Annotated in this window: 13 protein-coding genes; 6 read left to right on the forward strand and 7 right to left on the reverse strand. The window is 45.1% G+C overall.

Annotated elements, in window-relative coordinates:
- Positions 1-121 precede the first annotated feature (121 nt).
- The gene (locus KNQ09_RS03110; RefSeq protein ID WP_353049742.1) at positions 122-835 is read left to right on the forward strand and encodes an N-acetylmuramoyl-L-alanine amidase; all 714 of its coding nucleotides are present in this window, start codon (positions 122-124) and stop codon (positions 833-835) included.
- 41 nt (positions 836-876) lie between these two features.
- Entirely contained in the window at positions 877-1,443 is a 567-nt protein-coding gene (locus tag KNQ09_RS03115; RefSeq protein ID WP_214857336.1) for a DUF1349 domain-containing protein, read from the forward strand.
- Positions 1,444-1,506: 63 nt separating this feature from the next.
- Here the strand turns inward: KNQ09_RS03115 and KNQ09_RS03120 are convergent, their stop codons facing one another.
- Positions 1,507-2,613 (reverse strand): citrate synthase/methylcitrate synthase, encoded by a 1,107-nt coding sequence (locus KNQ09_RS03120; protein WP_214857337.1) that lies wholly within the window; start codon positions 2,611-2,613, stop codon positions 1,507-1,509.
- A gap of 165 nt (positions 2,614-2,778) precedes the next feature.
- Here KNQ09_RS03120 and KNQ09_RS03125 point away from each other — a divergent pair, with 165 nt between their 5' ends.
- Positions 2,779-3,045 (forward strand): hypothetical protein, encoded by a 267-nt coding sequence (locus KNQ09_RS03125; protein WP_214857342.1) that lies wholly within the window; start codon positions 2,779-2,781, stop codon positions 3,043-3,045.
- A 71-nt stretch (positions 3,046-3,116) separates the two neighbouring features.
- On the opposite strand, the gene KNQ09_RS03130 is transcribed toward KNQ09_RS03125, so the two are convergent.
- The 6 genes from KNQ09_RS03130 to KNQ09_RS03155 all read right to left on the reverse strand — a co-directional run bounded on the left by KNQ09_RS03130 (position 3,117) and on the right by KNQ09_RS03155 (position 8,562).
- Positions 3,117-3,896, reverse strand: coding sequence for an HAD-IIB family hydrolase (locus tag KNQ09_RS03130; protein ID WP_214857344.1), 780 nt, complete (start codon positions 3,894-3,896; stop codon positions 3,117-3,119).
- 124 nt (positions 3,897-4,020) lie between these two features.
- On the reverse strand, positions 4,021-4,716 hold the full coding sequence (locus tag KNQ09_RS03135; protein ID WP_214722859.1) for an FAD-dependent oxidoreductase: 696 nt from the start codon (positions 4,714-4,716) through the stop codon (positions 4,021-4,023).
- A 27-nt stretch (positions 4,717-4,743) separates the two neighbouring features.
- Positions 4,744-5,496, reverse strand: coding sequence for an iron ABC transporter ATP-binding protein (locus KNQ09_RS03140; protein WP_058705311.1), 753 nt, complete (start codon positions 5,494-5,496; stop codon positions 4,744-4,746).
- A complete protein-coding gene (locus tag KNQ09_RS03145; protein ID WP_483299312.1) occupies positions 5,493-6,545 on the reverse strand; it encodes an iron chelate uptake ABC transporter family permease subunit in 1,053 nt (350 codons plus the stop codon). The genes KNQ09_RS03140 and KNQ09_RS03145 overlap by 4 nt, the downstream gene beginning before the upstream one ends.
- Positions 6,546-6,553: 8 nt before the next feature.
- A complete protein-coding gene (locus KNQ09_RS03150) occupies positions 6,554-7,549 on the reverse strand; it encodes an ABC transporter permease (RefSeq protein ID WP_064300406.1) in 996 nt (331 codons plus the stop codon).
- Between the two features lie 20 nt (positions 7,550-7,569).
- A complete protein-coding gene (locus KNQ09_RS03155) occupies positions 7,570-8,562 on the reverse strand; it encodes a siderophore ABC transporter substrate-binding protein (protein WP_058265312.1) in 993 nt (330 codons plus the stop codon).
- A gap of 387 nt (positions 8,563-8,949) precedes the next feature.
- Between KNQ09_RS03155 and KNQ09_RS03160 the strand changes: the two genes are divergently transcribed.
- From KNQ09_RS03160 to KNQ09_RS03170, 3 genes are all read left to right on the forward strand, one after another.
- Positions 8,950-9,906 (forward strand): sensor domain-containing diguanylate cyclase, encoded by a 957-nt coding sequence (locus KNQ09_RS03160; RefSeq protein ID WP_214857346.1) that lies wholly within the window; start codon positions 8,950-8,952, stop codon positions 9,904-9,906.
- 237 nt (positions 9,907-10,143) lie between these two features.
- A complete protein-coding gene (locus KNQ09_RS03165; protein ID WP_214857347.1) occupies positions 10,144-12,159 on the forward strand; it encodes a BglG family transcription antiterminator in 2,016 nt (671 codons plus the stop codon).
- Positions 12,160-12,162: 3 nt separating this feature from the next.
- Positions 12,163-12,429, forward strand: a complete 267-nt coding sequence (locus tag KNQ09_RS03170; protein WP_058705306.1) for a PTS sugar transporter subunit IIB — start codon at positions 12,163-12,165, stop codon at positions 12,427-12,429.
- Positions 12,430-12,441: the final 12 nt, after the last annotated feature.

Consider the following 12,441-nt stretch of genomic DNA (forward strand, 5'->3'; position numbering starts at 1 on the left):
GTTTATAGAAAATAGGAGGGATTGTATGCTCGATATGCTCATTCGTGGCTATCGAAAGTTACGGAAGCTAAGAGGACGTTAATAAGTTTTGCAAAATGGATGGTATGGAGTGTGATGAAAAGTGAAACGAATTGGTTTACTCATCATGTTAAGTCTATTGATTGGAAGTGCGATGCCACTCGATGGACAGGCGAAATCGACGTCAAAGAAGGAAACGATTTGTATTGATCCAGGTCATCAAAAAAAGCAAAACTTAGCAAAAGAACCGGTCGCTCCACGTTCGAAGGTCATGAAAGTGAAAGTGAGCGCGGGGACGAGCGGAGTAAAGACGAAAATTCCAGAGTATAAACTGAATTTACAAGTCGGATTGAAATTAAAAGCTGCATTAGTGAAAAAGGGATATCGGGTACATATGACGCGAACGACACACGATGTCAACATCAGTAATGCAGAGCGTGCAAAACATTGTAATGCGAAGAAAGCTGCCTTAACCGTTCGGATTCATGCAGACGGAAGCACGGATCGAAAGGTAGAAGGAATCTCCGTCTTATATCCAGATGATCAAGTGACGAAGGCGATCAATAAGACGAGTAAAAAACAAGCAACCATCATGTTGAAGCACTTGATTGAATCGACGAAGGCGAAAAAGAGTTACGGAACTGGACTTGTTCCACGAAAAGATCTGACGGGTTTCAATTGGTCGAAGACTCCTGTTGTGTTGATTGAAATGGGCTTCATGTCAAATCGAACAGAAGATCAAAAATTAGCATCTGACAGTTATCAAAAAAAGCTCGTGAACGGGATGGTAAAAGGGATCGATGCGTCGCTAAAATAAAGGTTCAATCAATCATCAATGATTAAAAAGGGGAGAATTCGATGAAGAATACAAGTTGGTTAAACCCACCGACACGTATCGAACAGGAAACACCGTTACGTTTCATGACGGATCCGGATACGGATTTTTGGCGCAATACCCATTATCAGTTCAACCGTCTGACGGGGCATGCACTGTTGCAGGATGCTCCGGAAGGGGAGTTCAAGTGCCGAATCGAAGTAAAATTAAACCCGAATGCGACATATGATCAGGCGGGGATTTTGCTTTATATGAACGACGATCACTGGGTAAAAGTTTCGGCAGAATTCATTCCGGATGGTCCATCGCATCTGGGTGCCGTCGTGACGAGCTTCGGGTACTCGGACTGGTCGTGCCGGGATGTCGACAATACGCTGTTTGATGCACCGCTTGTCTTTGAACTCCACTATCTCAATCAAGATGTCACGTTGTATCACGTAACAGGAGAACACAAAGAGCAACTCCGAATCGCACATTTACATGACGTGACTAATTTTAAGATTGGACCGTATGCGTGTAGCCCGGATGTAGAAGCGGCAGGATGTGAAGTGGAAGTACTAGAGTTCTCATTAGAAACAATTGTTAAATAAACGCCATAGCAAATGGACCGATGTCAGGCATCGGTCCATTTTTTGATCGTAACTAGAGACTAATCAAAACTTAGCTGCTTGTTCCGGCATCTGTCCTGTGTATGACGATTGAGGTCTGAAGATCCGGTTGTCTTGCGATTGTTCGAGGATGTGTGCCGTCCAGCCGATGATACGGCTAGAGGTGAACGTCGGTGTGAACAGTTCTTTCGGAATGTCGAGTCCTTTTAAGACGGCTGCCGCGAAGAATTCAACATTCGTATACAGTTTTCTACCCGGTTTGTATTCCTCGAGTAAATCGATCGCTGTTTGCTCCATTTGTGTAATCAGGTTGAACCAATCGCTCTCTTGCGCGAGATCCTTTGAGACGACTTTTAAGGCTTCTGAACGCGGATCGCGTGTTTTGTAGACACGGTGACCAAAGCCCATCAGTTTTTCGCCTTTTTCTAATTTGTTCCGGATCCAAGGTTCGATGTTATCGATCGTTCCGATTTCATCAATCATCTCAATGACTTCTGACGGGGCGCCACCATGAAGCGGTCCTTTCATGGAACCAATCGCAGCACAGACGCCAGAAATTATTTCCGATTCCGTCGAGACGACGACACGGGAAGCAAACGTCGAAGCATTCATACCGTGTTCAATCGTTAAGATCAGATACGCCGTCAATGCTTTGATCTCGACGTCACTCGGTAATTGTCCTTTAATCATATAGATGTAATTCGCGACATGATCGAGTTCCGGATTCGGTTCGATGAAGTCAGCACCTTGATTTTTTTGATATTTATAGGCGATGATTGTTGGTAAGAGTGCTGTTACGTGCATCGCTTGATCAATTGTCGGTGGCCAAGCGAAAGCAGGTGTGCCGAGTGCCGAGATCGCTGTTCGCATCGTACTCATGACATCCATCTCGTTCGGCAATGTATCGAGAATCGTTTTAACGTAAGAAGGAAGTTCACGGTAGCTCGTCATCTGTTCCTTGAATGTGACCAGTTCCGCTTCAGTCGGGAATTCACCATTCCAGATGAAATACGCCACTTCTTCGAATGAATAGGATAATGCAAGTTCTTTTGCCCAGTGTCCACGATAGATAAGGTGACCTAACGTTCCATCGACTAAACCGATTTGTGTTTCAGCGGCAATGACGCCTTCGAGTCCTTTTTTGTATTCCATCTTCAACACTCCTTTTCTAATACCTACTGTCAGTATGACTTACAACGATACCAAATCACCAGTTATTTGAATGCGTTTCCAAAATTATTCTGTGAAGCGCTATAATTAGAGGGCATTCTGTTTCATGAAACAAATCAAATATATAGTAGCCATGAAGGAGTACATATGAATAAAGCAATGATCATTCGCTTATTGGGATTTTTCTTTGTATTGAATGTTTTTTTAATGATCGATATTTTCTTTTCAGTGAGCCGAACGATTCTTGAGCCGCTTGCATTAGTCGTTGCTTCATTGACCATGCTCATTCCTGTGAAACGGCTCAAGCCACTAGAGGAACAAACGCTGTCGGTTTTCAAATCGAGTATCGCTGTCCTAGTAGGAATGCTCTTGATGAGCGGATTATTCTTACCCATTGTATTCATCTTTGGATGAGTAACTATGTTAAATTGCATTACATCTGATAGAGATTTAACTATTGATCCGAAAATTTCACCAGGCGTTATTTAGGAATACGACGTGGAATAGACGTATTTTTGGCTTAGATGCCTGATTTGTTCGACTATGTGAGATTCTAAAGGACTAGTGGAGTCAATGGTGTGATCTGCGTAAAAACGGAGTGATTTATGGCTTCCGATCATGACAGCATACTGTGCTCCTTTGAATAGCTCGATATCATTCGCGTCATTCCCAAAAGCAATGTATCCCTCGTTCTCGATCCCGAGTGTTTGTAAAGCAGTCCGTTTATTGATGCTGGTTGGACTGATATCCAATACTTGTTCCGATCCATGGTGATGAACAACGACATCCATTCGAAGTAGCTCGTTTTCTAAGGATTTCAGATTGTTGGCACTCAAAATGAGGATTTTTATGATTCGATCATGGTGAGATAGCGGAACATTTTGTGCCGTCTTAGCCGAATCTAGATTGTTCAGGATAGGATGGTCTTGCGGTCCGTTATATGTATAATTCCAGTCACTATCGATTAAATATGTGGCTTTATGCTTGTCGAGTAATCCCGTAATAAGGGAAAGCTCACGATCGTCGAACGATTTGGACTGAACGATTGTTTGTTCCGATGCGACCAACGATCCGTTTCCGCCGATTAAGATATGGTCGTGGAATGAAGGATGAATGACGGGTAGCATGTCACGGATAGGACGTGCTGAAGCAAAAATCACACGGTGCCCGTCGTCCTCGACTGCATGAAGCGCCTGTACGATGTCTTGAGACATCGGTTTTCCTTTAAAACAGATTGTGCCGTCGAGATCAAATACAAAATTCATAAGCAACCCTCCGAAAGTCAGTTGATGCACTTATCATAACAAATATTTACAGATAACATACCAATTCTTTATTTTGAGAAAACAAAAAGACTCCAGTCAATGCTGAAGTCTAATCATTGGTACCTTATGCTAAAAACGTATCTCGCTGGTCCTGACGTTTATCAATCATGATTTGTACTGCCGGAATGTTAGCAGCCTGCAACACGTCAATCGTGTCTCGGAGAAATTCATCACTACCAACGATGTAGAACAACCCTTCCTTGTCCGCTGTCATCGCTTTGACAGCATCGTAGTAAGCGGAGCGACTCTCGACATAAGCGGGGCTAAACTGCTCGTGCGAAGGAAGCTGAGTTTTGAATAGTTCAGTGCGCGCCGAGTCGACATTCAACGAGTACATGTGCGGAATGCCACTTCTGTCAGCCTGATGTTGCAGGATGATTGGTCGAAACGTTGCCAGACCAACGCCTGCTGACAGTAAGTACACCGTACGATTTTCCCGGCGTAGCGGAACGTTCGAATGCGTCTTAAACAAAGCAATCTTCTCACCTAGTTTCAGCTGTCGAAGTGTCTCCTTAAAGACGGAACATTCCGGTTTAATCCGTGTCGTGATGCCAATCGTTCCTTCATGAGGGAGCGTCGAGATCGACATGTGCCGAATCAGACTGCGGTTCGGCTTATCGCCTGCATTAAACCCTTCTAGCGCCATATGCGTATGGGCGCCTTCCTCCCAAACGAAACCATCTGGGCGTTGCAAATGAAACGTGTAAGTGTGTTCGCCTTCTTGCGTTACCTGTTCTAGTGGTAGCCAATCGATCTGCATCATTCATTCCTCATTTCTATATAAGTATCAATAGACAGCAATCGGGCCGTATGGACCTTCGATGATCTCAAGATGAGTCTCAAAGATCTCGGATAATAGCGCTTCATCCATGACTTCGGCAACCGTTCCGAAGGCGGCGATTTGTCCATCCTTCATCGCACAAATGTGGTCTGCGTATTTCGCAGCAAAATTGATATCGTGCAAGACTGTGATGATCGTCCGTCCGAACGTATCAGCGACGTGTCGTAGATAACCCATCATCTGGACCGAGCGGGCGATATCAAGATTATTGAGGGGTTCGTCGAGTAGAATGTATTCCGTTTCCTGACAGAGTACCATCGCGACATATGCCCGTTGCCGCTGTCCGCCCGATAATTCGTCGAGGTAGCGGTTCTCAAGCGACGTCAACTCGAGAAAATCGATGTATTTCGAGATGATCGTCTCATCGTCAGCCGTCAAGCGACCTTTTGAGTAGGGGAAACGTCCGAAGCCGACGAGCTGCCGGACTGTCAGCCGGGTTACGAAATGATTTTCCTGCCGCAGGATGGTGATGATCTTCGCTAAGTCTTTCGATTTGCTACTCGTCACATCCATCCCGGCGACTTCAATCTGCCCGGCATCAAGATCAAGCAAACGACCGATCATCATTAACGTCGTCGACTTACCGGCACCGTTTGGACCGATCAACGCTGTGAATCCACCTTTTGGGATCGTTAAGTCGATTGGACCAATTCTAACATCATCCGTATACGATTTTTTAACTTGTTCAAGTGATATCATAGGGACCTCTTTCTAAGCAACACGACAAGGAATATCAGTCCGCCGAACAGTTCGATGATGACAGAGACGACGCTTGGCGTGTTGAAAATGTGATACATGAAGAAATAAGCAGTCGTCAAAACGAAGAAACCAATTGCGAATGCCATCGGGAAGACGTATTTGTGATCATACGTTGCAGCGACCTGATAACTGAGTGTCGCCACTAAAAAGCCGAAGAACGTCAACGGTCCAATCAATGCCGTCGACATCGACATCAGGAGTGAAATCAGAATCAAGAAGTAGATGACACTGCCACGATGATTGACGCCGAACGATGTCGCGACCTCTTTTCCAAGCGCGACGACGTTGAGTCGTCTTGACGAGAAGTAGAGCAACAGACCAACGATGAGGACGACCGGAATGACAATCGGGAAGTAAGATGCGTCGGCATTCGTGACCGAACCGAATAATCGTGCTTGTAAGATATCGAACTCGGACGGTGCGAGCATCTTTCGCATGAATGACGACAGCGAGTTAAGACCCGTGCCGAGAATGATTCCGACGAGCAACATCAGCTGCAGGTTCGCGTATTTTCCGGATAACAACCATCCGTATAATAAGAGACTCATCGCGAGCATGATCGCGACCTGTGTCAAAAAGGCGCTCGTGCCGGTAAAGCCGACGAGTGCTCCCGCACCGAAGAAGAAGATCATCGATGTCTGGATCGTCGAGTAGAGAGCGTCAAAACCAAGCAGGGACGGTGTGATGATCCGGTTACTCGTGACCGAATGAAAGGCGACGGTCGCAAGACTTTGGCAAATTGCTGCGATCGCCATCGTGATGACTGCCGTGATCCGGCGTTCGACGACCGGCCAAAAGGACGGAGAATCAAACGGAACCGGGTTATTGTAGAGCAAGAGACCGATCGTACTGAGCACTCCGCCGCTGAGGAACAGGATGAGGAGAATCCAGTAGCGGCGCTCGAGTCGTTTCGACTGAAACGCAGACGCCCGGCGATTGGTTTCACGTGTAACGCTCGGTTGAATTCGTGTGTGTTCCTGTTGTTTAATCGCGGTACTCACCTGACACCTCCAGTCTTCCGTCGACGTAACAGAATGATGATGAAGACGGCTGCTCCGACCGTTCCGAGAATCAAGGAGACCGGCAGTTCAAACGGACGGATGATCGTGCGTGAAATCAGATCACTGATTAGAATCGTTGCCATCCCGATCAGACAGACCCACGGTAAATTACTACGGAGATCGTCACCGCGAAACATCGAGACGATGTTCGGAACGATCAAGCCGAGGAAGGGTAGGTTGCCGATGACGGTCGCGACGACACCGACTGATAGAGCGATCAGCCCAGTCGCGATCAGCATCAGTCGATTGTAGTTGACGCCAAGGCTCGTCGCGACGTCCTCTCCGAGTCCAACGAGCGTCAAGCGACTCGCGAGAAAGAAGATACAGACCGTGACACCGATGATGATCCAGAGGTATTCGTAGCGACCGATCTGGACGGACGCGAACGAACCGACGAACCAGCCTTCGATCGCTTGGCTGGCACGGAAAAACAACCCGAGAAACGTCGATATCGCGGAGATGACGGCTCCGAGCATCAGACCAATGATTGGAACGATCAACGATGAACGCAGTCGGACCGAACGGAGAAACCAGAAGAAGACCATCGTCCCGATGAACGCAAACACGATGGCACCGCTCATCCGCATCATTAACGACGGTGCAGGAACGAGCAAGTAAACGGCTAACAGTCCGAGTCCCGCCCATTCGATTGTTCCGGTCGTCGTCGGTTCAACGAGCCGATTTTGCGTGATCAGTTGCATGACGAGTCCAGCCATTGCCATCGCAGCACCCGTCAGCATCAAGGCGAGTGTCCGCGGAACACGTGTGATCCAGAACATATCGAAATCGTTCGCTGCACTCCGTAGTTCGTAGACGCCCGTGAAGAGGGAAGCCGCTGCGAGCGCTAAGACGAGACATAAGGTCAAGACGAACGGCTTCGTCCAAACGACAGAAAAGGAAGGTCGAGCGGGTGGCTCAACTCTTCCATTCATTTGTTGCTGTGCGTGTGCCATTACTTCTCGAGCGCTTTCGCGATGTCAGTGAAGAATTCCGAGTACGTCTGGATCGATTCATTCAAATACGTGTCTTTCGGTGCGTAGACGATGTTGTCGTCTTTGATTGCTTTTGTTTTCTGCAGGGCAGGTGCACGGTCGATGACATCTTGCGCCGGTACGGCACCTTCTGCGTTTCCAAGTGGTGCGTCACGATCAAGGACGAGTAACCAGTCCGGGTTACTTTGAGCGATTGCTTCGACCGAGACTTCATCCCCTTGGTCGTTGCCCGATTTTTGTTTGACTTCGAGGGCTGGTTTCCAGTCGAACAAATCATACATCGGTCCGAAGACACGTCCACTCATCGGAGCAGAGAAACCGATATCACCGCCTGAGACGATGACCGACATGATGCTGTCCTGTCCGTTATATGATTTTTTAACGTCTTTGATCGATTGCTCAAGCGTTGTCACGAGCTGATCCGCTTCTTGTTTTTTATCAAAGATTTGTCCGAGTGTCTCAGTCGTATCTTCAAGTCCTTTGACGAGTAACTCACCTGGTGTACCGGAGTCTTCCGGTAAAGTGATGTCAAGGTCGATGACAGCAGCGTTCGGAACGAGTTTTTTGATGTCTTCATAATGATCAGCGAAGCGTTGTCCGACGATGACAACGTCCGGATTAACACCAGCGATTGCTTCGAGATTCGGTTCGAAGTGCATGCCGACATCGACGATATCCTTATCTTTCGCATACGGTGACTCAGCCGGGAGCAGTCCGACTGGTGCTGCTGCGAGTTCGACGTCCCACGCGGCAAGCGTCTCGAATGTCCGATTGTCGAGTGCGACGACCTTCTTCGGATCAACCGGGACGTTGACCGTTCCGTGTGCATCCTTGATTTTGACCGTCTTCGGTGCTTCTGCGTCCTTCTTCGTGTCTGCTTCTCCTGCGTTCCCGCATGCCGCCAGTAAGACAGCAAGCGAACTCACGACGAGTGGTGTTTTCCATTTCCCCATGATGATTCAGCTCCTCTTGTTTAATTTGATAACGCATGAATCACGGATTAAGTAGCAGATGGATTATGTAGTTCTATCTGAGTCATCTGTTCTCAATAAGTGATAATGATTATCATTTTCACGTTCACTGAGAATGATAGCAGACGATTTTAGAAGACGCAACGCTCATTTCCAGCCAATTGGCTGTCCGAATTTTTACCTTCTATAAACTACACGAAAATAAAAAAATGATAATCTTTCTCATTTAGGACTAAAATTAGGACCATCGAACGCTTTTTACAAAAATAGGTTTAAACGATAGTCAAAAGAGAAAGTGGTAATAAATGTAACCTTTTCGTTTTTCAAATCAGAGACGCTGCAGAAGATGACTTCGAAATGAGGTGCTGTATGAATCAAGCATTTGAAGACTTGAAGATGTATCAAAATTTTGATGAATTGGCGGATGATGTCCTCGATTTTGCAAAAGAGATTCTACCGGACCAGATGCTGTATTTATCAGCGATCGAAGCAGGACAACAACGGATGTTGAAGATTGCGAACGACAAAGCAGATATCCCGATGGTGGAAGGCATGCAGATTGAATTGAACCAATCGTTATGTAAGCTGATTGATTTCGAGGCGAGACAGCCGGTCGTGCTCGAAGATATTCCGAACGCGGAACAACTCGGCGACTGGCGAAAGGGTCTGGAGGAGGCTCACGTCCGCTCCTATCTAGGTATTCCAATCGTCTTGACGAGCGGGGAGACGTTCGGCACATTATGTGCAATCAATAATCGGGTCAGCTTGTATGAACAAAAGAACATCCGGTTATTGCAACGGATCGTCCGACTCTTCTTGTATTATTTGGAGCTTGAGCGTCATGCTTGGAAGGATGCGTTGACAGGACTGCACAATCGGCGGTACTTAACCAAGCAGTTCGAGGAGCATCCCGGGCAGACAGGAGCCGTCTTCTTCCTTGATCTTGATGGATTTAAGAAGATCAACGACGTCTATGGACACGAGACGGGAGACATCGTTCTGCAAGAGGTCGCGCAACGCTTGCGACAGTTCGCCCGCGAACAAGAAGACGCGATGGCCGTACGCTTAGGCGGTGATGAATTCATTCTTCACTTCGGTCATTCGGATTCAAGGGCAGGGTGGGAACAACTTGCAGAGCGGATCGTCACTTCGTTAAGTGAGTGGGAAACGGACTACCGCGTGTCGACGAGTATCGGGATCGTGTTGTATGACACCGCATTTCGTCCAGAGTTGCAAGCCTTGTTACAACAAGCGGATGTTGCGCTATATGCCGCTAAGTCGTCTGGGAAGAATACGTATCAGTTTTATGAGTTAGTAAAAGAGTGAAGACTATCAATCTGAAGAATATTTATTCGGTATAGAACAGGTTGTTTGGCTTATTATGGTAAAATACAAATAAAAATTAAATCGCTTGTAAAACACTCATGTGACGAATGAGTGTTTTTTTTGTTCTCAAGAATTAGAGACAGTTTTTTGTTAATAGTAAGAACAAACATCAATCGTAAACGCTTACAAAAAGATGGTGTTTTCGTTTTATACTGAATGCGTAGGAGGCCTCCACTTATGTTATTGAACGAAAAAAGTAAACGAATCCTTCATGTGATGCTTCATGAAGAAATCGTACAAATTCCATTTTTATTAACAATCTTACCGTATTCTAAACGAACTTTAGAGTATGAAATCGAACGTATTCAAGAATGGCTTGGATATCATCAATTACCGTTGATTGATGTGAATGGACCGATTTTGACGATTCCATCTGATAAGGGGATTGGAGAGAAATTAGAGAAAGCTGAATTAATCTTTTCGGAAGAAGAACGTGAGTTGTTGATCACATTCTATACGATGGTGGAAAAAGATTTTGTATCTTCCGTTCATTATCAGCAGTTGTTAAATGTATCGAAGTTTACAGTGCAAGAAAGTTTAAACGCTGTGAAAAAAGACGCGGTTCAATTTGGGATTACGCTCAATTATTCTCGAAAAGATGGATATCACTTCTATGGGCATCTACAAACGATTTATTTGTATATGTACCGAGCGATTGAGCGATTAATTCGACTTTCTACGAAAAACGATTTGATGTCTATGATCATTGATGATTGGTCAGAGCGTTTAATTAAAGCGAAACAACACATTGAATCATATGAAGCAGAACAACAATTCCAATTTGTAGAAGAGCATCGAGAGAAACTATCTTATTTTTTGATGTTAGGTCGATCAATAGCTATCAAGGAAGTTGTACCCAGTGAAGAACCGCTGTTCGTGAAGAACATTGATTCAACTCTCATTTCTTATTTCGAAGAACGGACATTATTTGTTGATACGTTAGATCTCCTTATCCAAAGTGGTCCGAAGGTGGAAGAGGAAATTCAAAAAGATCTTCATGCTCGTCTTTTCAAAATCATGCATGAGGTGATTACTCATTTTGAGACGATTTCTTGCACTTTCATTATCGAAAAAGAGGCTCTTTGTGAAAAGTTAGTACTTCACTCGAAAGCTACGATGCAGCGCCTCTATTCAGGTTTGGAATCATCATCGGAATTAAAGCGGTATGTCATGGAAGAACACCAAGTATTACATGTTCTTGTATCGAAAGCGTTAGAACCATTCCGCAAGTTGATGAATCAAGACATACCAGATGTCGAAATCATGTATTATACGCTTCACTTTGCCACACATCTAAATCAGCAAGGAGAGCAATTGGATAAAAAGTTAAAAGCAATTGTTGTCTGTCCAAGTGGGATTAGTGTATCGCATATGCTTGATTACATTCTAAAAAATCAATTTCCTGAGATTGTATTTTTACCACCGGTGTCACAACGTGAAGTGGGTCAATTCGTGGAAATTATCGATGTGATTTTTACGACAGTTCCGTTAGAAGAGAGTATTCATTTGCAGGCAGATGTCATGCTTGTACCTACCTTGCCGACACGTTTTGAGCAAATTACATTAAGACGGTCGGTGGAGCAGCGTTTTCTAAAACGAAACCAATCAGATGAAATTCAATTGGAGGATTTGATTGCTGTCATCAAACAACATGCAACAATCCAAAGTGAATCAGCGTTACGACAGGAATTAAATCAGCTGTTATATCCAAGACAGCCAAAACTGCTACAAGGAGGGCAACCGGTGCTAAATGATTTAATCACAACAAACCAAATACAGATACACCAACGGGTGGAATCATGGATGGATGCCATTCGAGTGGCAGCAAGTCCTTTACTACTTGAAAAGAAAATTCAACCAGCGTATATCGAAACGATGATTCAAAACGTTGAGTCTCATGGTCCATATATTGTCTTAATGCCAGATGTGGCGATTCCACACGCACGACCGGAAGACGGTGTACTTCAACTAGGAATGAGTATTTTGAAATTAGAAGAACCTGTTTTATTTCCTCAAGATAAAGAAGTACGTCTGTTTTTTGTTCTTGCAGCCATTGATCAAACAACGCATCTAAAAGCGCTAAGCCAACTGACGAATCTTTTAGGAAATCAAGCAGATGTCACACGTTTACTAGAAGCAAACTCTGTAACAGATATCGAAACAATCATTGAACCATATTCTGAGGAGGACTAAATCATGAAGAAAATTTTAGTGGTATGTGGAAACGGACTTGGATCAAGTTTCATCATGGAACTTAACGTTAAAAAGGCACTTGAACAAATGGGGAAACAAGCAGATGTTTCTCATACGGATCTCTCGACTGCACAAACGGAACCGGCTGATATTTATTTAGGTGCAAAAGACATCATTATTTCGCTCGACAACGGCACTCGTGACATTGTTGCTCTTGAAAATGTCATGAATATCGAAGACATTAAGGCACAACTTAGTACGAGACTTTAAGTAACAACACAT

Origin of the sequence: Exiguobacterium sp. s191 (assembly GCF_018618955.1) — a bacterium.
Classification (GTDB): domain Bacteria; phylum Bacillota; class Bacilli; order Exiguobacteriales; family Exiguobacteriaceae; genus Exiguobacterium_A; species Exiguobacterium_A abrahamii.